The sequence below is a fragment of the Microbacterium sp. SA39 genome (assembly GCF_000967865.1).
Classification (GTDB): Bacteria; Actinomycetota; Actinomycetes; order Actinomycetales; family Microbacteriaceae; genus Microbacterium.
Genome location: NZ_JXRU01000019.1, coordinates 24,395 through 47,580, shown reverse-complemented (window position 1 = coordinate 47,580; position 23,186 = coordinate 24,395). Strand labels below are relative to the sequence as shown.

General features: G+C 70.5%; 20 protein-coding genes. 5 read left to right on the top strand and 15 right to left on the bottom strand.

The window, feature by feature from the left end; genetic code table 11:
• On the bottom strand, window positions 1-1,177 hold a 1,177-nt coding region (locus tag RS85_RS18850; protein ID WP_052703266.1), incomplete at its 3' end, for a DUF222 domain-containing protein.
• Between the two features lie 153 nt (window positions 1,178-1,330).
• Here RS85_RS18850 and RS85_RS01170 point away from each other — a divergent pair.
• Both RS85_RS01170 and RS85_RS01165 read left to right on the top strand, forming a co-directional pair.
• Window positions 1,331-1,858, top strand: coding sequence for a GNAT family N-acetyltransferase (locus RS85_RS01170; protein ID WP_046011587.1), 528 nt, complete (start codon window positions 1,331-1,333; stop codon window positions 1,856-1,858).
• Between the two features lie 171 nt (window positions 1,859-2,029).
• Entirely contained in the window at window positions 2,030-2,617 is a 588-nt protein-coding gene (locus RS85_RS01165; RefSeq protein ID WP_052703264.1) for a DUF7010 family protein, read from the top strand.
• 96 nt (window positions 2,618-2,713) lie between these two features.
• On the opposite strand, the gene RS85_RS01160 is transcribed toward RS85_RS01165, so the two are convergent.
• Entirely contained in the window at window positions 2,714-4,165 is a 1,452-nt protein-coding gene (locus tag RS85_RS01160) for a gamma-aminobutyraldehyde dehydrogenase (RefSeq protein WP_046011586.1), read from the bottom strand.
• A 100-nt stretch (window positions 4,166-4,265) separates the two neighbouring features.
• On the opposite strand from RS85_RS01160, the gene RS85_RS01155 reads away from it, so the two are divergent.
• From RS85_RS01155 to RS85_RS01145, 3 genes are all read left to right on the top strand, one after another.
• Window positions 4,266-4,733, top strand: a complete 468-nt coding sequence (locus RS85_RS01155; protein ID WP_046011585.1) for an Lrp/AsnC family transcriptional regulator — start codon at window positions 4,266-4,268, stop codon at window positions 4,731-4,733.
• A gap of 68 nt (window positions 4,734-4,801) precedes the next feature.
• Window positions 4,802-6,205 carry an NAD(P)/FAD-dependent oxidoreductase gene (locus tag RS85_RS01150; RefSeq protein WP_046011584.1) on the top strand — a complete coding sequence of 468 codons (1,404 nt, stop codon included), beginning with the start codon at window positions 4,802-4,804 and terminating at the stop codon, window positions 6,203-6,205.
• Entirely contained in the window at window positions 6,202-6,549 is a 348-nt protein-coding gene (locus RS85_RS01145; RefSeq protein ID WP_046011583.1) for a cupin domain-containing protein, read from the top strand. The genes RS85_RS01150 and RS85_RS01145 overlap by 4 nt, the downstream gene beginning before the upstream one ends.
• Before the next feature lie 122 nt (window positions 6,550-6,671).
• Here the strand turns inward: RS85_RS01145 and RS85_RS01140 are convergent, their stop codons facing one another.
• From RS85_RS01140 to RS85_RS01080, 13 genes are all read right to left on the bottom strand, one after another.
• The gene (locus RS85_RS01140) at window positions 6,672-7,652 is read right to left on the bottom strand and encodes a DNA-methyltransferase (RefSeq protein ID WP_046011582.1); all 981 of its coding nucleotides are present in this window, start codon (window positions 7,650-7,652) and stop codon (window positions 6,672-6,674) included.
• Entirely contained in the window at window positions 7,649-8,698 is a 1,050-nt protein-coding gene (locus tag RS85_RS01135; RefSeq protein ID WP_046011581.1) for a lipoate--protein ligase family protein, read from the bottom strand. Before RS85_RS01135 ends, RS85_RS01140 begins: the two co-directional genes overlap by 4 nt.
• Window positions 8,699-8,754: 56 nt before the next feature.
• A complete protein-coding gene (locus tag RS85_RS01130; RefSeq protein ID WP_046011580.1) occupies window positions 8,755-9,492 on the bottom strand; it encodes a DUF1684 domain-containing protein in 738 nt (245 codons plus the stop codon).
• A 196-nt stretch (window positions 9,493-9,688) separates the two neighbouring features.
• The gene (locus tag RS85_RS01125; RefSeq protein ID WP_046011579.1) at window positions 9,689-10,561 is read right to left on the bottom strand and encodes an alpha/beta fold hydrolase; all 873 of its coding nucleotides are present in this window, start codon (window positions 10,559-10,561) and stop codon (window positions 9,689-9,691) included.
• Complete coding sequence (locus RS85_RS01120; protein ID WP_046011578.1) at window positions 10,558-11,319, bottom strand: copper homeostasis protein CutC; 762 nt, start codon at window positions 11,317-11,319, stop codon at window positions 10,558-10,560. Before RS85_RS01120 ends, RS85_RS01125 begins: the two co-directional genes overlap by 4 nt.
• Before the next feature lie 87 nt (window positions 11,320-11,406).
• Window positions 11,407-13,065, bottom strand: coding sequence for a PucR family transcriptional regulator (locus RS85_RS01115; RefSeq protein WP_046011577.1), 1,659 nt, complete (start codon window positions 13,063-13,065; stop codon window positions 11,407-11,409).
• A 61-nt stretch (window positions 13,066-13,126) separates the two neighbouring features.
• Window positions 13,127-14,233: an o-succinylbenzoate synthase gene (gene menC / locus RS85_RS01110; protein ID WP_046011576.1), complete on the bottom strand. Its 1,107-nt coding sequence runs from the start codon at window positions 14,231-14,233 to the stop codon at window positions 13,127-13,129.
• Entirely contained in the window at window positions 14,230-15,051 is an 822-nt protein-coding gene (locus RS85_RS01105; RefSeq protein WP_046011575.1) for a hypothetical protein, read from the bottom strand. Before RS85_RS01105 ends, menC begins: the two co-directional genes overlap by 4 nt.
• Window positions 15,039-16,181: a M20 family metallopeptidase gene (locus tag RS85_RS01100; RefSeq protein ID WP_046011574.1), complete on the bottom strand. Its 1,143-nt coding sequence runs from the start codon at window positions 16,179-16,181 to the stop codon at window positions 15,039-15,041. The genes RS85_RS01105 and RS85_RS01100 overlap by 13 nt, the downstream gene beginning before the upstream one ends.
• A complete protein-coding gene (locus tag RS85_RS01095; protein ID WP_046011573.1) occupies window positions 16,178-19,558 on the bottom strand; it encodes a serine hydrolase in 3,381 nt (1,126 codons plus the stop codon). Before RS85_RS01095 ends, RS85_RS01100 begins: the two co-directional genes overlap by 4 nt.
• A gap of 84 nt (window positions 19,559-19,642) precedes the next feature.
• Window positions 19,643-20,392 carry an ABC transporter ATP-binding protein gene (locus RS85_RS01090; protein WP_046011572.1) on the bottom strand — a complete coding sequence of 250 codons (750 nt, stop codon included), beginning with the start codon at window positions 20,390-20,392 and terminating at the stop codon, window positions 19,643-19,645.
• Window positions 20,389-22,188 (bottom strand): dipeptide/oligopeptide/nickel ABC transporter permease/ATP-binding protein, encoded by a 1,800-nt coding sequence (locus RS85_RS01085; protein ID WP_052703262.1) that lies wholly within the window; start codon window positions 22,186-22,188, stop codon window positions 20,389-20,391. Before RS85_RS01085 ends, RS85_RS01090 begins: the two co-directional genes overlap by 4 nt.
• Window positions 22,185-23,180: an ABC transporter permease gene (locus RS85_RS01080; RefSeq protein WP_046011571.1), complete on the bottom strand. Its 996-nt coding sequence runs from the start codon at window positions 23,178-23,180 to the stop codon at window positions 22,185-22,187. Before RS85_RS01080 ends, RS85_RS01085 begins: the two co-directional genes overlap by 4 nt.
• Window positions 23,181-23,186 lie beyond the last annotated feature (6 nt).

Below are 23,186 nucleotides of genomic sequence, written 5' to 3'. Positions count from 1 at the left end.
ACAGCACCCGTTGAATGTTCCCTCCGCAGGCGATGTGTCGGGCGACGCCGACCGAGACCGGGGTGTCGATGCCCTGCACGTGCGCCCACCCGCGGCCGGTGGCGTACTCCTCCGCCGTGACGGACACGACCAGCGTCGGGGACGCTCCGCCGAGGCGGGGCATGTCGTCGTGGCGTGCGGCGATGCCCAGCATCGCCGCGAGCGCGTCGTGCTGCTTCTGCGCCCTCGTGCGGGTGTCGACCATGCCATCCGGATCACCAGCGGGCAGAGAATCATCGTCGGCGAGCGTGTCACTCGCCGAGCGGGCGGCGCCTCCAGCGAAGGCGTCCTCATCATCGCTGCCCGATCCGTCGGAGGGGCAGAAGCTCACGCCCGGCTCGGGTGGCCCGTCACCCTTCGGATTCAGGTACGCGTCCCACCCGCGCTGCAGCTGCCCGGCGAGCTCCGGGAGCAGATCCCCGTGCAGCGGGATGAGGCCGTTCTTCTCTCGCCCCAACCGCACGCCGCGACCGCGTTGCGCGATGTCTTCCGCCGGCTCCGCCCCATCCGGATCCAGATACGCCAGGATCACCTGCGCCCGCAGCCGCAGATCCTCGGGCGTCGCCGCCGACCCCGCATCCGCCCCAGCATCAGCATCAGCATCAGCATCAGCATCAGCATCCACATCCACATCCACGTCGCTATCGTCCGCCGCGAGCCCGCGCGCGAACGCCGCCAACAAGCCGTCCGCCTGCAACCGGTCCTCGGGACTGACTCGCCGACCGGCTCCGTCCAGCGGCCCCGTCGCCGCCAGCAACCCCGCCACCCCGACGGCACCGTCGAGCAGCGCCTCCCGCATCTGCGGCCACAACGCCGGCAACGCCTCCCCCGACGTCAACGCCGTCCCCCGATGAACGACCATCGCCGCCCGCACCAGCCGCCCCGCGCCCGCCGCGTCCGTGCGCAGCACCCGCTGCACCACCTCGTTCATCGACACGCACCCGAACGACCGACAGAACTCCGTATCCGCCGACGCGACCGTCTCCACGACCAACGCATCCGCCTGCCGCTGCAACTCCCCGGCGACCCGCAGCACCTCCATCCGCTCCGCAGCCGGCGCCACCCGCACCGCATCGGAGCGCACCACACCACGCATGTCGGCGATGGCCCGCCCCATGGAATCCGTGATGCCCTTCATACCCCTCAGTCAACTCGGGGCCACCGACATTCGGACCCCGAAAACAGCCGATCAGAGCAATATTCCGGAACACAGGAGTCGGACACTCTCCCTCCACAGACACGCACGAATCCCGACTCGCTCACACTCCCGCACCCTCACTAGGGTGGACGGATGACAGCGCCCCTGGAAGTTCGCGACGCCCGCGTCGAAGACGCCGATGCGGTCGCCTCCATCCACGTGCGCTCCTGGCGCGCGGCCTATCGCGGACTCATCGACCAGGAGGTCCTGGACTCCCTCTCGATCCCGGAGCGCGCCGCGAACTGGAGACGCTTCATCGCCGAGCCGCTGCCCACCAGTCTCGGCATCCTGGTCGCGGTTCGCGACGGCGCCGTCCTCGGCTGGGCATCCCTCGGCTCAGGACGCGACGTCGACGGCGTGGATGACGGCGAGGTCTACGGCATCTACGCCGACCCCGACGCCTGGTCGACGGGCGTCGGGCGCGCGCTCCTCACCGCCGCAGAAGAGCGCATCGTGGATGCCGGGCACACCCGCGCCTACCTGTGGGTGCTGGACGGCAACGATCGCGCCGATGCCTTCTACGCCCGCCAGAGCTGGGAGCTCGACGGCGCGACGAAGATCGATGAGCGCGCGGGGTTCACCCTACGGGAGCACCGCCGGATGAAGATGCTCGCACGTTGAGGCGTTTCGTCTCGCTGCGCTCGCTCAACGACCGAGGTGTACGGATCAGCGGGCGTTTCGTCACTTCGACTCGCTGCGCTCGCTCATAACAGCGCTCCCTCGCTCAACGACCTGCGACGGGTCTGACAGTGGTGCGGTAAAGATGTTGCGCGTCCTGAGAGGATGAGCCCCATGGATGTGGAAACTGCCCAACGAGATGTCCGACGCGTCTATCGTGGTGGGTTTTCGGGCCCGCTTGTCTCCGCGGTGATCTGGGCAGCGGCTTCGGCGGTCTACCAGTGGGGGTCGGCCGAAGCGGCTATGGCTGTGCTGTTCATCGGGGGAATGCTGATCTTTCCCTTGTCTTCACTCGTCTTGAAGGCTATGAACGGGCCGGCCTTCCTGCCCAGGGGCCACCCTTCCATCGCCCTCGCCATGCAGAGCGCGTTCACCGTGCCGCTCGGTTTGCTCGTGGCCATCGCACTGGGCACTCTCGCGCCGTCGTTGTTCCTGCCGGGCTCGCTCATCATCGTGGGCGCTCACTACCTCACGTTCATCTCGCTCTACGGGATGCGCCTCTACGGCGTCCTGGCCGGAGTTCTTTCAGCCGTCGGCGCGGCCGCGATCTTCGTAGTCCCGGCGTTACGAGGAGCCAGTGGTTGGATCGGTGCTGCGGTGCTGCTCGTCTCAGCCATTCCTCTCTTCGTCAGCCAACGAGGCGACGCCCAGCATCCTGATTCACCGCGAATCGCAGGCGATTCCGGTCATCTGCGTGTGTGACCGTTCACGGATCGGCGGGACCTAGGGTGCCGACCGGTGACGCGGGCGTTTCGTCACTTCGACTCGCTGCGCTCGCTCGACGACCGGGGACCCGGCTCAGTCGAGCGCGGTCATCACGTGCTTGATGCGCGTGTAGTCGTCGAAGCCGTACTGGGAGAGGTCCTTGCCGTAGCCGGAATGCTTGAAGCCGCCGTGCGGCATGTCCGACACGAACGGGATGTGCGTGTTGATCCACACGCACCCGAAGTCGAGGTCGCGCGAGAACCGCATCGCGCGCGCGTGATCCGTGGTCCACACCGACGAGGCCAGCGCGAAGGGCACGTCGTTCGCCATCGCGAGCGCTTCCTCTTCGGTCTCGAAGGCCTGCACGGTCAGCACGGGTCCGAAGATCTCGCCCTGCACGGCCTCGTCCTCCTGGCGCAGGCCCGACACGATCGTGGCCTCGAAGAAGTATCCGCGGTCGCCCTGCCGTCGGCCACCCGTCTCGATGGTCGCGTGCGCCGGGAGCCGCTCGACGAACCCCGACACCTGCTCGAGCTGCGCCGCACTGCTCAGCGGCCCGTACAGCACGCCCTCCTCATCAGGCGCTCCCGTGCGCGCCGACGACCGCGTGTGCTCGACGAGCGCGGCGACCACCTCGTCATGGATCGACGAGTGCACGAGCACCCGGGTCGCGGCGGTGCAGTCCTGCCCGGCATTGAAGAAGGCGGCGTTCACGATGCCCGCCGCTGCCTTCTCGATCGAGGCGTCGGGGAACACGATCGCCGGAGCCTTGCCGCCGAGCTCGAGGTGCACGCGCTTGACGTCGTTCGCCGCCGACCGTGCCACCGCCATGCCCGCCCGCACCGATCCCGTGATCGCGACCATCTGCGGGGTCGGATGCTCCACCAGCAGAACTCCCGTGTCACGCGCGCCGAGTACGACGTTGAGGACGCCGGCCGGCGTGTGCAGCGCGACGATCTCGGCCAGCAGCAGCGTGGTGAGCGGCGTGGACTCCGCAGGCTTCAGCACCACGGTGTTGCCGGCGGCGAGCGCGGGAGCGATCTTCCACACCGCCATGTTGAGCGGGTAGTTCCAGGGCGTCACCTGACCGATCACGCCCACGGGCTCGCGCCGCACGAACGAGGTGTGACCGGCGAGGTACTCCCCTGCGGCACGGCCCTCGAGGCTGCGGGCAGCACCGGCGAAGAAGCGCAGCTGATCGATCGACTGCATGATCTCGTCGGCCACGAGGCTGGCGCGCGGCTTGCCGGTGTCCTGCGATTCCAGGTCGGCGAACTGCTCCGCCCGCGCCTCCATCTCGTCGGCGATGCGGAAGAGCGCCAGCTGCCGGTCGGCGGGAGTCGTCTCGCGCCAGATCGGGAAGGCAGCGGATGCCGCGGCAAAGGCCGCGTCCACATCGGAGGCGTCCGACAGCGGGATCTCGCCGTAGGCCTCTTCGGTGACCGGGTCGAGCAGCGGCATCCGTTCTGCGCCCGTCGGGGGCACGAAGCGACCGCCGATGAAGTTCTGCAGCGGCGCGGCGTTCTCGAGAAGATCAGTGAGCATGGCGCCAGCGTAGCGGCTCGGCCACGAAATCGGAAGGTATGGCCGCACGTAAACGACTGAATCAGTTGCTATCGGTGCCCGAGCCTGACAATATCGTCCCATGAGCACGAAGCCGAGGCAGCCCGCGCTGGACGACATCTCGAAGCGGATCGTCGAACTCCTCCAGGAGGACGGCCGTCGCCCCTACGCCGAGATCGGCCGTGAGGTCGGGCTCAGCGAGGCCGCCGCCCGCCAGCGCGTGCAGCGCATGACCGAGGCCGGCATCATCCAGATCGTCGCGGTCACCGATCCGATGCAGCTCGGCTTCCGACGCATGTCGATGATCGGCATCCGCGTGTCCGGCGATCCCCGCGAGATCGCGGAAGAGCTGACGAAGATCCGCGAGCTGGCCTACGTCGTCGTCACCCTCGGCACCTTCGACATCCTCGTCGAGGCCGTCTGCGAAGACGACGAGCACCTCATCGACCTCATCGCGACCCGCATCCGCACCATCCCGGGCATCGCGCACACCGAGAGCCTGCTCTATGCCGGCCTTTATAAAGACCTCTACAACTGGGGCACGCGCTGACGCGCGCCGCACATCACCCACACCGCACATCACCGACACCACACACCACGGACACCACGGAGAACACCATGGGAACCACCGTCTTCGAACGCCGCCTGCCGGCTCCCGTCGCGATCGACACGTCGCTGCGCGACACCGCCTTCGGCGTCTTCTGGCTCGATGATGTGGAGCGCCCCGCGCATCCGACGCTCACCGGGCACGTCACCGCCGATCTCGTGATCGTCGGCGGCGGCTACACGGGGCTATGGACGGCGGTTCGTGCCAAGGAGCGCGACCCCGAGCGCCGGGTCGTACTGCTCGAGGCTTCCCGCATCTCGTGGGCGGCGTCCGGACGCAACGGCGGATTCTGCGAGGCGAGCCTCACGCACGGCCACGAGAACGGACTGACCCGCTGGCCCGAAGAGATCGACCGCCTCGAAGAGCTGGGGTTAGAGAACCTCGACGGCATCGAGCAGACCATCGCCCGGTACGACATGAAGGCCGACTTCGAACGCACCGGCCAGCTCGCCGTCGCCGTCGAGCCGCATCAGGTCGAGTGGTACCGCGACGAGCCCGGCTTCCTCGATCAGGATGCCGTGCGCGCCGAGGTGCACTCCGACACCTTCCTCGCAGGCGCCTGGGAGCGCGAGGGCTGCGCGATGGTGCATCCGGCGAAGCTCGGTCTGGAGCTCGCGCGCGTCGCGGCGGGCCTGGGCGTCGAGATCTACGAGCACAGCCTGGTCAAGCGCATCGACGGCGACGGATCGGGACCCATCACGCTGGTGACGGCGAACGGACGCGTGACAGCGGATGCCGTGGCCCTCGGCACGAACGTCTTCCCTTCGCTCCTCAAGCGCAACAGACTTATGACCGTCCCGGTCTACGACTACGTGCTGATGACGGAGCCGCTCACGACCGAGCAGCTCGCGTTGATCGGCTGGTCGAACCGGCAGGGGCTCGCCGACAGCGCCAACCAGTTCCACTACTACCGCCTCTCCGCCGACAACCGCATCCTGTTCGGCGGCTACGACGCGATCTACCACTACGGCGGCAAGGTGCGCCCGGAGTACGAGGATCGGATGGAGAGCCACCGCAAGCTCGCCTCGCACTTCTTCACGACCTTCCCGCAGCTCGAGGGCCTGAGATTCACGCACCGCTGGGCGGGGGCGATCGACTCGTCGAGCCGGTTCTGCGCGTTCTTCGGCACGGCGCGTCGCGGGCGAGTGGCCTACGCGACCGGGTTCACCGGCCTCGGCGTCGGAGCCGCCCGTTTCGCCGCAGACGTCATGCTCGACAAGCTGTCGGGCGAGGAGACCGAGCGCACGCAGCTGCGCATGGTGCGAGAGAAGCCCATCCCGTTCCCGCCTGAGCCCGCGGCATCCGTCGGTGTCAACCTCGTCCGCGCGGCGATGAACCAGGCCGACCACAACGAGGGCAAGCGCAACCTCTTCCTCAAGACGCTCGACGCCGTCGGCATGGGCTTCGACTCATGAGCGGGCTCGCCGCCGGCGTCGCCGTGGATGCAGCGGCGCTGGCTCTCACGCACGAGCTACTGCCTGCGGAGGAGGTCGTCGCCGGCACCCCGACGACCGCCACCCGCCCGCTGACCACGCTGAACGGGGTGGAGATCGGCATCTGGGAGATGACGCCGGGCACCGCGACCGACATCGAGATCGACGAGGTCTTCATCGTGCTCGCCGGCCGCGCCACGATTTCTTTCGCGTCCTCCGGGCTGCCGGACCTGGAGGTCGGCCCCGGCTCGGTCGTGCGCCTCGCCGAGGGGATGCGCACCACCTGGACCGTCACCGAGACGCTGCGCAAGGTGTACGTCGCCTGAGAGTTCGGCGGGCTGCCCCGGCACACCTGTCGGTTCATTTCACACCTGCAGGTCGAAACCGCCGATCTCGACCTGCAATCGTGCTTTCGACCGACGGATGCCGGTGACGAATCGGCGCGCGTCTAGTTCGAGAGCCGCGTCACCTCGGCGTGCGGCATCCGCTCGCTCATGACCCGGACCGCCTCGGGGTTGTCGTCGACGAGCACGGCGTCGCGGCCCAGTGCGGAGGCGACGGCTCCGGTCGTGCCGCTGCCGGCGAAGAGGTCGAGCACGCGGTCACCCGGCCGGCTGGATGCCGTCACGATGCGGCGCAGAATCCCCTCGGGCTTCTGCGTCGGATAGCCGGTCTTCTCGCGTCCGGTGGTCGGCACGATCGTGTGCCACCAGACATCGGTCGGGAGCTTGCCCCGCGCGGCCTTCTCGGCCGTGACGAGGCCCGGCGCCATGTACGGCTCGCGGTCGACCTCGTCGGAGTTGAAGAGGTACTCTCGCGGATTCTTCACGTAGACGAGGATCGTGTCGTGCTTGGTCGGCCAGCGACGGCGTGACTTCGCGCCGTAGTCGTACGCCCAGATCAGCTCGTTCAGGAAGCAGTCGCGTCCGAAGACCGCGTCGAGCATGACCTTCGCGTAGTGCGCCTCGCGGTAGTCGAGGTGCAGGTAGAGGGTGCCGTCGTCGGCGAGCAGCCGCCATGCCTCCTCGAGCCGCGGCATGAGGAACGCGCCGTAGTCGTCGAAGCTGTCGTCATAGGTGCGCAGCATCCCGCGCACGCGCTCGTACGCGTGGCCGTGGAAGCCGTGCCGGACCTCGGTCGCGGCGACCGGCTGTTCAGTATTCAGCAAGATCGGTGCGGCACCCGGGTCGCTATCGCGGGATTCCGCGGCGTCGTTCGCGGGTGCCGCAGATTCTGACTGAATTGTGAACGCCCGCCGCGCGGTCACGACCTGACGTTCCTGCGCCCGCCCGGTGTTGAACGGCGGATCGAGGTAGACGAGCGTGAAGGATGCCGTCGGCAGACTCGCGGCCACGACGAGGTTGTCGCCCTCGATGATCGAGACGGATCCGCCCGGATGGCTCTCTGAGCCGGTCGCGGGGTCCGTCACGGAACCCGGTGCAGCCACGCCTCGGTGGCGAACTTCGACTCCACGAGGGCTTCGGCTGCGGCGTACTCGTCGGGCGTGACGGTGCCGGTCTCGGCATCCGTCAGCGAACGGAACGTCGCGATGAAGCGCTCGATGATCTCCTCGCGCGTGAGGCCCGTCTGGCTGCGCAGCGGATCGACGCGCTTCGCCGCCGACGTCGTGCCCTTGTCGCTCAGCTTCTCGCGGCCGATGCGCAGCACCTCGGTCATGACCTGGCCGTCGAGGTCGTACGAGAGCGATGCGTGGTGCAGGACTCCGCCGTTCGCGAGACGCTTCTGGGCCGCGCCGCCGATCTTGCCCGAGGGACTCGCGATGTCGTTGAGCGGCCGGTAGACCGCGTCGATGCCGACCGAGCGCAGCGCCTGCAGCACCCAGTCGTCGAGGAACGCGTACGAGTCGGCGAACGTCATGCCCGCGACCAGGGATGCCGGAACATACAGCGAATACGTGATGATCTGTCCCGCGGGGATGAGCATCGCACCGCCGCCGGAGATGCGCCGCACGACGTCGAAACCGTGCCGGGCCGCGCCCTCGGGGTCGACTTCGTTGCGGTACGACTGGAAGGAGCCGATCACGACGGCCGATCCGTCCCACTCCCAGATGCGCAGGGTCGGGCGGCGGCGCCCTTCGCCGACCCGCGAGGTGAGCACCTCGTCGAGCGCGAGGTTCATCTGCGGCGAGACCGCTTTGTCGTGCACGATCTCCCAGTCGAAGTCGCGCCAGCCCGGGGCCGTCACGAGCGCGCGGCGCACGGCCGTGCCGACGGACTCGGGCGTGAAGCCGAGCAGCTGCGCCCCCTCGGGGAGAGCCGCGCGCACGGCGGTCGCGATGGCCGTGGAATCCGACTCCACCGGCATCCCGTTCACGGCGGCGTTGATGTCGTCGAGCGCCGTGTCGGGCTCGAGGAAGAAGTCGCCGGCGAGGCGGAAGCGGGCGATCTTGTTGTCTTCGACGTCGAGGTCGACCACGACGAGCTTTCCGCCTGGGACCTTGTATTCTCCGTGCACGATCCCAGCTTAAGGCGCAGAGCGCCCGCGAGGGCGGGTCAGCCGCAGCGGGCGGGTCAGCCGCCGAGCACCACGACGCGCTCGCCGGCGCGGATCGGGGTGGAGTACCGGTTGCCGGGCGGCGGGAGCGGGCAGATGAACTGATCCGAGAACGCGCAGGGCGGCAGATACGCCCGGTTGAAGTCGATGATCGCGGAGCCGTCGTCGGCAGGCTCCTCGAGCGGCAGGAACCGGAACCGATAGGTCTCCAGCCCGTTGGTCCCGTCGGCGAAGACGGCGCGCAGCGCTCCCTGCGAGCTCCGGGTCACGGTCATCGCGTGCGACGACCCGGCGAGTTCGAAGTGCAGGCGTCCCGCGACCGGGGTCTCCCGCGCCTCCCCGTCGACGGCCGTGATGACGACCCGCTCGTCGGGGGTCGCCTCGAATCGCGCGGGGAGCCGCCAGCGCTCGTCCGGGGCGTAGGCGTCGATCGCGGTGAACCACTCGCGCTGCGGCCGGGCCGGGTTCAGCACGCGGAGCGCGAGCGTGCCGTGACGATCGAACACGCGCAGCTCGCGCCGCCCGAGGCGCACGGTCTCCGCGCCCCGCAGCGTGACACTGGAGCCGGACTGTCCGAGCTCGCTGCCGCGGATGCCGCCGTCGCCGGTCAGCGCCCAGAGACCGGGGATGCCGTCGACCGCGGCGGGCATGGTGATGAGCCAGTTCGTCGACTCGAGCGCGGACGGGCCGTACTCCGAGCCCGCAAGGCGCTCGCGCGCTGCGTGCCACTCGCGCCATTCGCTGACGAAGCTCATCCGACCGCCCTCTCGCGTTCCCGCGGACTACTGGTCCGAATGTAGAACGCGGGCGGAGGTGGCTGCCCATGTGACGTCACGCGCCTTCACGGTGCGTAACGTCGCGACTCCGGGATCGTCACCCCGGATGCTTTCGAATCGCGCAACTGGTCGGTGTTTCGCCCCAGAAAGCGCCAGTCGCGCGATTCGAAAACGGTCAGGCGCGGGCGGGGATGTGCCGCTCGAGCCACGACAGCAGGTCGGCGCGCACCTCATCCTGCTGCAGTTCGTTGAAGATCTCGTGCCGCGCGTCGGCGTAGACCAGCGTCGTGACATCGGTGAAGCCGGAACGCGAACGATACTCGTCGGCGAGCTTGTGCACGCTGCGTGGTCCGCCCACCGGGTCGTCGCGGCCGACGAGCAGCAGCATCGGGATGTCAGTGCCGCCCTTCGTCACCAGGTCCTTGCCCGGCCGGCCGTAGAGACGCGCGGCCTCGATCGGCCCGAACAGCTTCAGCAACGGCACATCCGTCGTGAGCGGGTCGTCGCCGAACGCCGCCCAGATCTCGGGATCACGGCTGAGCCACTCGAAGCCGGTGACGCCCTCCGCCTTCGCCCAGCGCGCGTTGAGCGGGGCGGCATTGAGCGAGCGCGGAGTCAGCAGCGCCGATCCGGAGAGGATCACGGCGTCCCAGGCCTCCGGGTGATGGTTCACGAGCTTCTGCGCCAGGAACGACCCCCACGAGTGCCCGAGGAGCACGAGCGGCAGGTCGGGATTCTCGTCGCGGATGATACCGGTCAGCTGCCAGATGGCGTCTTCCGCGGCGCGCAGCCCGCCCTTGCCGAGTCGTCCGAGTCGCGCGGGTCCGTCGTGCTGCCGGATGCCGGTGCGGCCGTGTCCGCGGTGATCGTCGGCGTAGACCGTGAAACCCGCCCCGGTGAGGGCAGAGATCAGCCTCGGGTAGCGGCCGGCGTGCTCGCCGACGCCGTGCAGGAGCTGCACGACTCCCCGCGGTGTCGTGGCGGCCGGATGGACGTCGTAGACGATGGCGATGCCATGGGCGTCGGTGAACTCGCGGGTATCCGTCACGGGGAGAGCCTACCGAGAGCGGCGCAGATCGCGAGCGCGATGTCGCGGTCGGTGATCTCGTATCCGCCGACCCCATCGGATGCCGATCCCATTCGCACCCCGCCGGTCTCGCTCACGGCGCGCTTGGCGGAGAAGTGGATCGCATCGACCCCGGCCGCCGCGAGCACGGGGGCGCTCGCGGCATCGACGCCGCTGCCCGCCATGATCTCGATCTCTCCCTCGGCCGCGGCCACGAGCGCGCGCAGGGTGTCGATGCCGTCGGCGGCGACGGATGCTCCGCCCGAGGTCAGCACGCGGCGAAGGCCCAGCTCGCGCGCCGTGCGCAGGGTCGCCACCGGATCCGCCGTCACGTCGATCGCGCGGTGGAGGGTGACGGATGCTCCGCCCGCGGCATCCCGCAGACGCGTCATGGCGTCGATGTCGAGACGCCCCTGATCATCGAGGGCGCCGATCACGACGCCGGCGGCACCGGCCGCGACGGCCAGGCGCACATCTCGCTCCGAGACGGCGATCTCGTCGGCGGTGTAGTGGAACCCGCCGGCCCGCGGCCGGATCAGCACGTGCACCTCGGGCCCGGCGTTCTCGCCGCCGCTCTCTGCGGCCGCCTCGAGGGCGAGCTCCAGCGTCGCGGGTGAGGGCGTCAGGCCGCCGAGGGCGAGGGCGCTCGCGAGCTCGACGCGCGCGGCACCGACCTCTGCGGCGATGCGCACTCCGGCGGCGTCCTGCACGGCGATCTCGAGGGCGAGGGTTCGGGTCATCCGACCATTCTGCCGGAGGGCCGTCGGCACGCCGGGACCGGGCCGGCGCCGATCCCCGCCGCGCCGCGCCGCGCCGTCAGCCTGCCGTCAGCGCGCCGGGAGCGTGCGGATCTCGAGCATCACGGCGAACCGCACATCCGGGTCGTCGAGATCGACGCCCCCGACCTCGGCGACGCGGCGCAGCCGGTACCGGAACGTGTTCGTGTGCACGAAGCATGCCGCGGCGGCCGCCGTGACGTCGCCGAACCGGTCGAGCCAGGCGGTGAGAGTGTCGACGAGGTGCGCGTCGTTGCGGGCGTCGTACTCGATGAGGCGCGCGAGCACGCCCGAAGCGACGTCACCCCGCGAGCTGCGGAGGTCGCGGAGGTCGAGCAGCAGCGACTCGGTCTCGACGTCGCTGATGCGGGCGACGCTGCGCCGGCCGGCATCCGCTCGTTCGTGCGCGTCACCGGCCTCGGCCGACACGCGTTCCAGCACGACGCGGAGAGCGCGGTGCGCCTCGGCACGGGAGCGGGCGATCTCGGCGACGGTCGCGGCCGGGCGCCCGACGCCGATGACGGCGGGGATGCGGTCGCCGACCCGGTGCAGGAAGTCCTCGGCGAGGCCGACGGAACGCTCCTCCGCCGCCGCGTCGGCGACCGGGAGGATGCCGTAGACCGTGTCGCCGACGAGCGCCACGGCCGCTCCCTGCTGCACAGCTGAGAGGTGCAGCGCCAGGGCGTCGGTCAGGCGCTCGCGCTCGGCGATCGAGTCGTGCTCGGTGCCGTCTCCGCCGCGCGGCGCGAGGGCCGCGGCCGTGACCCACACGCGGCGGCCGGAGAGACCGAGTCGGCCCAGCGCATCCTGCGCATCCGCGCCCCCGTTCACGGCTCGGCTGACGAGCTCGGCGCGCAGGCGGCGCTGGGCGTCGGCACCGGCGCGGATGCGCAGCAGGTGCAGGGCGACGAGCTTGGTGGCGTCGCGGAGCGTGGCTGCGCGCTCCTCGGTGAGGGGTCCGTCCATCGCCGCCCAGATCGAGCCCAGCACCTCGTCGCCGGCGCGCACCGCGATCGCGACGCGCTGCGTCGACACGCCCTCGCCGAGCGCCACCGGGTCGACGACGACCGGGGCGTCGTCGCGGTACAGCGCGCGGAAGACGCCCATCTCGGTGAGCACGCGGGAGTAGCGGTCGGGCACCTGCCGACCGATGATGGTCTCGACGCGTGAGGGGTCGGCGCGCTCCTGACCGCCCGAGAACGCCAGCACCCGCGAGGAGCGGTCCTCGATCGTCACCGGTGCGTCGAGCAGAGCCGCGATCGCGTTGGCGACCGCGAACAGATCGCCGGATGACACTCCGCCCAGCGACTCTGCCGGGGTCTGCCCCACATCGTCTTCGGCGAGCAGAGAGCGCAGCAGGGCCGCGAGCTGGGTCCAGGTCGCCCCGCGGGCGAGGTTCAGGATCGCGACCCCGGCACGGTCGGCCGCGTCGCGCACGGCATCCGGCAGCTCGGTGGAGGCGCGCACCACCACGGCGACGGCGTCGCGGCCGCCGGCCTCGGTCACCAGGGCGGCGAGCGCATCGGCATCCTGCAGGGCGACAGCGAGCACGACGGCGTTCTGCGGATACACGGGCTCGTCCACGGGGTCGTGGATCACGACCCCGCCGATCTGCTGGTCCACGTCGATGCGGCCGTAGGCCACTTCGAGCAGCGTCACGCCGAGATCGTCGAAGACGCGTCCCCAGCTCGATCGCGACAGCGTGCTCATATCGGCGAGCCTAATGTCCCGGGACCCGTCGATATATCGGATGCCGACGCGCAGGCATCCGTCACATCGGCAGCCACTCGGTCCAGGTGGTGAGGTCGTCGAGAATCTCGGGGATCGGGGCCACGCCGAGCCCCGGCCCCTGCGGAACCGCGAGCGCGCCCTCGTGCATCACGAACGGCTCGGTCAGGTCGACGCGGTAGAAGCGGTCGCTGGCCGAGACGTCTCCGGGCAGCACGAATCCCGGCAGCGCGGCGAGCGCGACATTGGCCGCACGACCGAGACCCGACTCGACCATGCCGCCGCACCACACGGGCACGCCCTGAGCGACCGCGAGGTCATGGATGCGGCGGGCCTCGAGGTAGCCGCCGACGCGCCCCGGCTTGATGTTGATGACGCTCGTGGCGCCGAGGCGGATGGCGGCCGCGGCGGTCTGCGCCGATGTGATCGACTCGTCGAGGCAGATCGGCGTCGTCAGCATCCGCGCGAGGTCGGCGTGGCCGAGGATGTCCTCCTCCTCGAGCGGCTGCTCGATCAGCAGCAGGTCGAACGCGTCGAGACGAGCCAGATGCTGCGCATCGCGGAGCGTGTAGGCGGTGTTCGCGTCGACCTGCAGCAGCACGTCGTCGCCGAACCGCTCGCGCACGGCGCGCACGACATCGATGTCCCAGCCGGGCTCGATCTTCAGCTTGATGCGCACGTACCCCTCGGAGAGGTAGCCGTCGACGGCGTCGAGCAGCCGCGGGATCTCGTCCATGATCCCGACCGAGACACCGCACGGCACGGTGTCGTGCACGGCGCCGAGCTCGCGCGCGAACGACCGGCCCTCGACGCGCAGCTCGGCGTCGAGCACGGCCATCTCGACCGCCGCCTTCGCCATCCGATGGCCCTTGAACTTCGCGAGCACCTCGCCGATCATGTGCGAACCGGCGAGCTCGACCCCCGTCAGCGCCGGGATGATGAAGCGCCGCAGCATGTCGACCGCGCCGTCGGTGTACTCGGGCGAGTAGACCGGATCCGGCAGCGTCACGCACTCCCCCCACCCCTCGACGCCGTCTATCACGGCGCGCACGAGCAGGATGTCCTTGGCTGTCTGGGTGCCGAACGATGTGCGGAACGGCGACACGAGCGGCATGGCCACCCGTCGCAGTTCGATCCCGTCGATTCTCACGGCGTCCTCTCCTGTGTCTTCTCCTCGGGTCGGATGATGTACCCCTCGCTCCGGTCGAAGCCGACGATGCGCCCGCCGGCGTCGAGAGCCCGGGTGAGCTCCTCGCGCACCTGGAAGCGCCAGCGCTGTGCCTCGCCTCGGTCCTCCCGGCGGATCCGTTCGATGTCGGAGGGCACGGCGACGGTGAGATCGCCGGGCATCCTCCCCGCGGGCGGAAGCGGTGTGCCGCCGGCGCGGAGCGACACCTCGTCGTCGCGGAGCTCCCATCGGATCAGCAGGCGGTCGGTCTCGTCGTCGGTGTTCACGCCGTCGGCCATCGGCCCGTAGAAGTCCGACAGGTACTCGTGCGGCCGTGCTCCGAGCTTCGTGATGTTGAAGTGCGCGTTGCGCGCGACTAGAGGATCGAAGGTCCACTCGATCGCATCGATCCCGCGACGGAGCGCCCAGGCGCGCTGGTGCTGCTTGAGCGCGAAGCCGATGGAGTGCCCGGCGTGCGCCGCCGAGATCCCGGCGATGTGACTGTAGAGCGCGTGACGCCCGGGGTCGGCGTGGAACGCGATCGCGACACCGACCAGCCCGTCCTCTGCGAAGGCACCGCCGATGTAGTTGCCCGCCTTGCTGAGCGCGCGCAGCAGCTCGGGCGGGACCACGGGGTTCTCGGGCGAGCGCTGCCAGATGCCGGACAGCAGCTCGATGGCCGCCGCATGCTCGCCGACCGTCGTGAGCTCGCGGATGCTCACCCCGGATGCCGCCGCCGCCTGCTCGGCGTCGTGCAGCGCCGTCGTGACGATCGCGTCGTCGCGCGTCAGTTCTGCCATGGCTCGTCCGTTCTCGATATCTCCGCCGCTAGGTCGGCCAGCAGCCGTGTGCGCGGAAGGATCTCCGCCACGATCGCATGTTCGTCGTCGGCATGCGCCCCGCCCCCGACGGCCCCCAGTCCGTCGAGGGTGGGCACCCCGGAACCTGCGGTGAAGTTGCCGTCGCTGGCCCCGCCGACGGCCACCGCCTGGACGTCCCCCAGACCGTGTCGTGCGCCGAGCTCTCCCGCGAGGGCGACCAGCGCCTGCGACATGTGGCGCTCGAGTGGCGGACGGTTGATCCCGCCGCCCACCGTGATCTCTGCCCCGGCGACCGGTGACACGTGCGCGCGGAGCGCGGCATCCACGCGCTCGAGCTCGGCGACCGACCAGGCCCGCACGTCGATGCGCAGTCGTGCCGCGGCGGGCACGGTGTTCGCGCTGGTCCCGGATTCCGCGAGCGTGGGAGTGACGCTGGTCCCCGCTGCGAGGTCGGCGAGACCCGTGGCCAGGAGCACCAGGTGGGCCAGCGCGACGGTGGCATTCACGCCCTTCTCCGGTTCGAGCCCCGCGTGCGCGGCCCGTCCCTGCACCGCGATGTCGTACATCGAGGCGCCCTTGCGGGCCGCCTTCCACGCGCCGCCGTCGGCCGAGGCCTCGGGCACGAGAGCCGCGGATGCTCCACGCGCCGTCTCTTCGATCAGGGCGCGCGAGCGGGCCGAACCCGTCTCCTCGTCACCGGTCACGAGCAGCGTGATGCCGTCGCGGTCGTCGAGTGCGGCGACCGCATGCAGCGCCATCGCGAGACCGGTCTTCATGTCGAACGACCCCGGCCCGCGCAGTACGCCGTCGACGATCCCGAGCGGCAGCCGCGCGAGCGTGCCGTGCGGCCACACCGTGTCGTGATGAGCGAGCAGCAGCACCCGGGTCTCCTCGCCGAACCGCCACCGCAGATGCGTGCATCCGTCGACGACGATCCGCTCCGGGGCGACGCCGAGCAGGCCGGTGCCGATCTCGGCGAAGAGGTCGGCCGAGCGCGCGACCGCCTCGTCGTCGTCCGAGGGGGACTCGCACGCGATCAACCGGCGGATGCTGGCGAGGATCGCCGCCTCCGTCAGCTGATCGACACGGGTCTGCACCGAGGCGCTCATGCGCTGGTCGACACCTTCGGCGTGGCCCGTGCGCCGAAGTGCAGGTACTCCTCGCCCGTCGGCAGCGTGTAGAACGTCGCCGTCATCCACGTCTGCGTGCCGGGGGCGCGCAGCGCGAAGACGCCGTCGCTGTACGGGGTGAGCGGGTACTCGTCGACCGGGTCGGGCTCGAGCTCGGCGAGCGGTCCGAGCAGAGTCGTGCGCAGCACCGGTCCGTCGGGGCCTGCGAACACCTCGGAGCGCACGGATGCCCGCTCGTACGTGCCGACGTAGGGCGTGATGTCGACGTCGGCGGGCTCCGCTGGAGGCTGCACCGAATCCTGCATCCGCACGTCCGCCAGCTCGGCGAAGATCTCGCGGTAGAGGTCCTCGTACAGATCCCGGGTGTGACCGCCGTTCGTGAGCAGCGTGACCGCGATCCCGGATGCGGCGTGGACCCGGAGGAACGCCGCTTGTCCGATCGTGTTGCCGTCGTGCCCGTACAGGCGCTCGCCGTTCCAGTCGAAACGGATCCAGCCGAGTCCCCACGAGTCGCCGAGCACGTGCTTGTCGGGCACCTCGGCCTGGAAGGCCTGCATCTCGTCGACCGTCTCCTCGCTGAGCAGACGCGTGCCGTCGGCCGCGACCCCGCCGGCGAGGTGCAGCCGGGCGAACGCGAGCACGTCGGCCGCGCGCGCCGTGATGAGGCCCGCGGGACCGAGCGAGCGTGGCAGCGCCCAGACCGGCGCGATCACGGATTCCTCGCCCATGTCGACATGACCGACCGCCGCGGAGTGCAGGATCGCCTCCTCGGGGAGGGTCACGGTGTGCGTGAGACCGAGAGGCGTGAACACGAGATCGCGCATGGCCTCGTCCCAGACCTTGCCGGTCGCCTGCTCGATGATGCGCCCCAGCAGCGAGAAGCCCGAGTTGCAGTACGACCAGGTCGCGCCGATGGGGTGGTTCTGTCCGATCTCGGCGAAGAGCTCGGTGTACTTCTCCAGGGTGTCGTCGCCGCGGCCGGTGTCGGTGAACACGTCGCCGTCGATGCCGCTCGTGTGCGTGAGCAGGTGCCGCACGGTGACGCCCGCGGTGATCTGGTCGTTCACGAGGCGCACACCGGGGAGGATCTCGTGCACCGGCGTCTCGAGGCTGAAGGCGCCCTGTTCCACGAGCCGCATGACCGCGGTCGCGGTCCAGACCTTCGAGATCGAGCCGATCTGGAAGACCGAGTCGGTCAGGACCGTGCCGGAGGCCTCGGGCAGATTGCGGTTCAGCGTGCCGGTCGCGACCGTCACGACGTCGTCGCGACCGCCTGCACCGACCTTCGGGTCGTAGCGGAGGATGCCGAGCTGCGCGCCCGGAACACCGTGCAGGCTCGCGAGTGCGTCCAGGCGGTGCTGCCAGTGCGCGGTGTCGATCGCTGCGGGCCGCGCGCCGCGGGTGCTGCCGGCGAAGCGCTCGACCCACTCGACGATGCGACGGGCGTAGTCGATCCGGTGGCTCGGGGCACCGAGCAGCGGAAAGACATGGCTGCCGCCCGGGTAGATCACGAGCTCGGTGGGAACTTCGCGCTCCCGCAGCGCGTAGTGCCACTGCTGCGCCTGGTGCACGGGGCAGCGCAGGTCCTTCTCGCCGTGAAGCACAAGCGTCGGGGTCTGCACGTTCTCGACGTGCGTGTAGGGCGACATCGCGGCGAGGCGCTCGCGCCCCTCGGCCTGCCACGGCAGGATACCGATCTCGAAGAGGCTCAGCAGGTGCGCGTCGTCGCTCGTGCCGCCCATGCTGAACAGGTCGGCGACGATGCCCCCGGTGACGGCGGCGGCGAAGCGGTCGTCGTGACCGGTGAGGTAGGCGGCCATGTACCCGCCGTAGCTGTAGCCCGCGACCGCGAGGCGCGCGGCATCCGCCGTTCCCTCCGCGACCAGCTCGTCGACCGGCTCGAGGAAGTCCTTCGCGTCGTCGACGCCCCAGGCGCCGTTCACGCCCTTCCAGAAGTCCTCGCCGTAGCCGTCGCTGCCGCGCGGGTTGATCATGACGATCGTCCAGCCGTCGGCGGCGAGCTGCTGGTGGTACACGTGCATCTCGTCGACCGCGCCGTTCCAGGCGTTGTGCGGCCCGCCGTGCACGTCGACGAGCAGCGGTGTCGGCCCTTCGACCGCTGGGTCGCGCACGATCCAGCCCTGCACGACCGTGCCGTCGCTGATCGTGAACTCGCGGCTCTCCCGCACGAACAGTTCGACATCGTCGGGGGCGCCGCCGTGCGCGGTGAGCGTGGTGGCAACCCCCGAGGTCAGATCGAGCCGGAGGATCTCGCCGAACGACGTCGGCGTCGACATCGCGATCGCCGCGGTGTCACCCGCGACCGAGAGTCCGCTCACGACCTCGTCGGTGCCGCCGTGGAGGTGGCGGGGCGTGCCACCGCCGAGCGGAACGGCATACAGGTGGGTGGCGCCGCGGTCGCGGATCGCGAAGAGCACGTCGCCGGATGCCGTCACCTGCGGCAGCGCACCGGGATAGGCCGGGGCGCCCGGCATCACGTTGCGGTCGAGCTCGCCCGCAAGGTCCGTCACATCGCCCGAGCCGAGGTCGACGCGGAACAGTCCGGCGTGCCCGTCGGGGGCGCCGTTCCACCCGACCACGAGCAGGCTCTCGCCGTCCGGAGCGAACGCGACGGTGCCGGCGTATCCCTCGGCGAACGCGAGCACGCGTGCCCGTGCGGCGGGGTCGGCCGGGTCCAGGGCATGCACCGCCGAGCGGAAGCCGAGGTCGTCGGCGCCACGAGGGCGGGCGACATACGCGAGGGTCGATCCGTCGGGCGACCAGGCGGGGCTCCCGACGGCCGCGACGCCGTCGGTGAGGCGACGCACCCGCCCGTCGGCGAGGTCGAGCACGTGCAGCTGGCCGCTCACGCCGCGCGTGAACCAGGCGCCGTCGACCAGGTAGTCGATGCCGGCGGTGACGATCGGGGCCTGTTCGCGCTCCGCGCGCTGCTCGTCGGACTCGACGGCATCCGAGGGAGCCGACAGCGGGACGACGGATGCCGTGAACGCGATCTTCGTGCCATCCGGGCTCCAGACCGGAGCGCCGGCGCCGAGGGGCAGGGTCGTCCGCTGCTGCGGCTCGCCGCCGGCGAGCGGAAGCGTCCAGAGCTGACCTTCGCGGAGGAACGCCACGTGGGCGCCGTCCGGCGAGAACACCGGGCTCGCATCGGCCGTACCGTGCGTGAGCCGGCGGGTCTCGCCGCGTTCGGCGATCCACAGGGCGCTCGTGCTCTTGTCGGCGTCGGCATCCGTCCCGCCGAGCACGTAGACCACGCGGTCTCCGGCCGGCGACAGCGCGGGCTGACTCGGCACGGTCAGAGCGAGGGCATCGTCGATACTCATTCTGCGGGTCACGGGGACTCCTTCGGTTGCGGCGCTCGTGGCGCCTGGTCAGGTCGTGTGGTGAGTGCTGGTGGTGAGTGCGGTGAGTGCGTGCGGTCAGGGGACGTACTCGATGGGTCGCGGGATCGCTGCGAGCAGCTCCTGCGTGTAGGCGTCCTGCGGGTCGTCGAGCAGCGCACCGGTCGGTCCCTGCTCGACGACCTTGCCGTCGCGCATCACCGCCATGTGCGATGCCACGTACCGGACGACGGCGAGGTTGTGCGAGATGAAGAGCATCGAGAAGCCGAGTTCGGTCTGCAGCTCGCGCAGCAGGTTGAGGATCGCGCCCTGGATGAGCACGTCGAGCGCGGAGGTGATCTCGTCGGCGATGAGCACCCTGGGCTGCCCGGCGAGTGCGCGGGCGATCGCTATCCGCTGCCGCTGGCCGCCCGAGAAGCGCGAGGGGCGCGAGCCCGCCTGCGCCGGATCGAGATGCACGAGCTCCAGCAGGCGTGCGGCCTCGGCGTCACGGGCGCGCCGGGTCATGCCCGAGGGCATCATCTCGGCGATGCTCGCGCCCACCGGCATCCGCGGGTCGAGCGACGAATACGGATCCTGGAACACCATCTGCAGCGGGCGGGGCCCGCGACGCGGGATCGGCGATCCGTCGAGCAGGATGCGTCCGGCGTGCAGCGGCACGAGTCCGACCGCGGCGCGTGCGAGCGTCGACTTGCCGGAGCCCGACTCGCCGACCACCCCGGTCACCCCGCCGTCCGGCACGACGAGCGACACCCGGTCGACCGCCGTCATGGCGCCCCGGCCGACGCCGTAGCGCACCGAGACCTCTTCGAAACGGAGTTCGCTCATCGCTTCGCCACCTCCTGGGCCTCGTGGTCGGTTTCGAGCCGCGCCTCCTCCGTCGCGACGGTCGCGAGCGTCGCCAGCGGGCGGTCGAGATCCGTGCCCATGTGCGGGACGGCCGCGAGCAGCGCCCGCGTGTACGGATGCCGCGCCGACGACAGGTCGGTGGCCTTCAGCTCCTCGACGATCTCGCCCGAGCGCATCACCAGCACCCGGTCGCAGAGCTCGGCCACGACGGAGATGTCGTGACTGATGAACAGGATCGACGTCCCCTCCTCGTCGCGGATTGCGCGCAGCAGATCGAGCACCTGCGCCTGCACCGTGACGTCGAGCGCGGTCGTGGGTTCGTCGGCGATGATCAGCTTCGGCGACACCATGAGTCCCATCCCGATCATGGCGCGCTGGCGCATGCCCCCGGAGAACTCGTACGGGTATTGGCGGATCCGGCGCTTCGGCGCACTGATCCGCACGGCGGCGAGGCGATCGGTGGCACGCGCCAGGGCCTCGCGCCGGCTCAGGCCGGCGTGCTCGGTGGCGACCTCGGCGAGCTGTGCGCCCATGCGCATCGTCGGGTTGAACGACGACATCGGGTCCTGGAAGACCATCGCCATCGAGGTGCCGAGCAGGCGCCGCAGTCGCGCCTTGGGTGCCGTCTGCAGGTCGACGCCCAGGAAGCGGAGGACGGATGCCTCGACTCGGCCGGGCGAGGACACCAGCTGTGCGACGGCGAGAGCGGTCATCGACTTTCCCGAGCCGGACTCGCCGACGATCCCGACGATCTCGCCTTCGCCGACCGTGAGGTCGATGCCCCGCACAGCATGCACGACCGAGCCGTTCGCGCTCTCGAAATCGACCCGCAGATCCTCGACCTCGAGCACCGGACCGTCGGTCACGGCCGGGGTGGCGGCGGCCGCTGCGGCATGCCGCGCCCGCGTCCGCCGCTGCCGGCGCGGACCGACAGGGGCGCTCAGCAGCATGTCGTCCGAGATGCCGAGGCTGCGCGCCGCGGACTCGCCGGTGAGGTTGAAGGCCAGGCCCGCGATCACGACCGCGAGTCCCGGAGCGAGGGCGGCCAGGGGGTTCGCGTAGATCCCACGGAGACCGTCCATCATCAACCGGCCCCAGTCGTACTCGGGCGGCTGCACGCCGAGTCCGAGGAACGAGAGCCCCGCGAAGGCGAGCAGCGCGCCGCCGGCGCCGATCGTCGCGTTCACGATGAGCGGCTCGCCGATATTCGGGAGCACGTGACGGAACAGCACGCGGAACCGTCCGATGCCGCCCACACGGGCGGCGGACACGAAGTCGCGCGCCTCGATGCCGGCGATGAGGTTCTGGCACAGCCGGGCGAACGACGGCGCACCCGCGAGGCCGAGCGCGAAGACCGCTGCCGTGGCGGTGCTGCCGAAGATCGCCGCGAAGAAGAGCGCGAGGAGGAGCCCCGGGAAGGCGACGGCGATGCCCGTGAACCAGGTCATCGCCCGACCGAGGACGCGGCCGAGGAGCAGGGGTGCGACGCCGAGGATGAGTCCGGCGGCCACCGAGACGAGCGTCGCCAGCAGCGCGAGCACGATCGACAGACGCGTGGCCACGATCGTGCGCAGCAGCAGGTCTCTGCCGAGGTTGTCGGTGCCGACCCAGTGCTCGGCCGACGGGCCGGCCAGCAGGTCGCTCGTGTCTGTGGTATCCGCCTGCTCGCCCCAGATCATCGGCGCGAAGATCGCGGTGATCGCGACGAGCGCGAGCAGGGCGAGTGCCGTCGCGCCCAGCGGGGTGCGCAGCATCGCGACGAGTGTGCGCCTCATGCGGAGGCCGCCGTCGACTGCGGGTCGAGTACGGCCAGCGCCGCATCGACCAGGGTGTTCACCAAAAGCACTCCGACGCCGTAGACGAGGACGGTTCCCTGCACCAACGGATAGTCCTTCGACTGGATCGAGCTCACGATCGTGCTGCCGAGTCCCGGCCAGGCGAACACGGTTTCGACCAGCACGGTTCCTGCGACGAGGCCGCTCAGCAGCAGACCGCCGAGGGTGAGCGTGGCCGTGACGGCGTTGGGCAGCACATGGCGCAGGTTGATCCGCGGCGTGCGGAGCCGTTTGGCCTGCGCCGTCCGCACGAAGTCCGTCTCCAGCACCGAGAGCGCCTCGATGCGGAGGATGCGGGCGAGGATGGCCGCCGGTCCCAGCGCCAGCGCGAGCACCGGCAGGATGTACGACAGCGGACCCTCGCGGCCGGCGACCGGGAGCCACCCCAGCTGCACGCCGAACACGGCCACGAGGGCGACGGCGAGCAGGAAGTCCGGGATCGAGCCGATGACGACGCTGGTCGAGCTGAAGCCGACCTCCAGCCCCCGCGCCCGGCCGCGCTGCGTGGCGACGGCGACCGCCATGCCCACCGGCAGCGCGATGAGCACAGCGACGACGAACGCCAGCACGGCGAGGGTGAGGGTCGCCGGCAACCGCTGCGCGATGATGTCGGCGACCGGCAGCTGCGACCCGATCGAGACCCCCAGATCACCCGTGAACACCCCGCGGATGTAGTCGAGGTACTGCTGCCACAGCGGGTTGTTGAGCCCGAGCGACTCGCGCCGCGCCTCGACCACGGCGGCCGGAGCCGTCGGGCCGAGGGCGGAGCGGATCGGATCGCCCGGGACCAGGTGGATCATCAGGAAGGATGCCGTGATCAGGATCCACAGGGAGACGAGCAGTCGTCCGGTGCGGCGGATCGCGAAGCGCAGCCAGCGGTGGTCGCTGAGGCGCTCGTCATCCTCCGCGATCCGCGTCGTCAGCGTCGTCATGTCGTC

Excerpts from the sequence above, each read along its gene's own strand:
- RS85_RS01170 (WP_046011587.1), top strand. The coding sequence starts at position 1,331 with ATGACAGCGCCCCTGGAAGTTCGCGACGCCCGCGTCGAAGACGCCGAT.
- RS85_RS01165 (WP_052703264.1), top strand. The coding sequence starts at position 2,030 with ATGGATGTGGAAACTGCCCAACGAGATGTCCGACGCGTCTATCGTGGT.
- RS85_RS01160 (WP_046011586.1), bottom strand. The coding sequence starts at position 4,165 with ATGCTCACTGATCTTCTCGAGAACGCCGCGCCGCTGCAGAACTTCATC.
- RS85_RS01155 (WP_046011585.1), top strand. The coding sequence starts at position 4,266 with ATGAGCACGAAGCCGAGGCAGCCCGCGCTGGACGACATCTCGAAGCGG.
- RS85_RS01150 (WP_046011584.1), top strand. The coding sequence starts at position 4,802 with ATGGGAACCACCGTCTTCGAACGCCGCCTGCCGGCTCCCGTCGCGATC.
- RS85_RS01145 (WP_046011583.1), top strand. The coding sequence starts at position 6,202 with ATGAGCGGGCTCGCCGCCGGCGTCGCCGTGGATGCAGCGGCGCTGGCT.
- RS85_RS01130 (WP_046011580.1), bottom strand. The coding sequence starts at position 9,492 with ATGAGCTTCGTCAGCGAATGGCGCGAGTGGCACGCAGCGCGCGAGCGC.
- RS85_RS01120 (WP_046011578.1), bottom strand. The coding sequence starts at position 11,319 with ATGACCCGAACCCTCGCCCTCGAGATCGCCGTGCAGGACGCCGCCGGA.
- RS85_RS01115 (WP_046011577.1), bottom strand. The coding sequence starts at position 13,065 with ATGAGCACGCTGTCGCGATCGAGCTGGGGACGCGTCTTCGACGATCTC.
- RS85_RS01105 (WP_046011575.1), bottom strand. The coding sequence starts at position 15,051 with ATGGCAGAACTGACGCGCGACGACGCGATCGTCACGACGGCGCTGCAC.
- RS85_RS01100 (WP_046011574.1), bottom strand. The coding sequence starts at position 16,181 with ATGAGCGCCTCGGTGCAGACCCGTGTCGATCAGCTGACGGAGGCGGCG.
- RS85_RS01090 (WP_046011572.1), bottom strand. The coding sequence starts at position 20,392 with ATGAGCGAACTCCGTTTCGAAGAGGTCTCGGTGCGCTACGGCGTCGGC.
- RS85_RS01085 (WP_052703262.1), bottom strand. The coding sequence starts at position 22,188 with ATGAGGCGCACACTCGTCGCGATGCTGCGCACCCCGCTGGGCGCGACG.
- RS85_RS01080 (WP_046011571.1), bottom strand. The coding sequence starts at position 23,180 with ATGACGACGCTGACGACGCGGATCGCGGAGGATGACGAGCGCCTCAGC.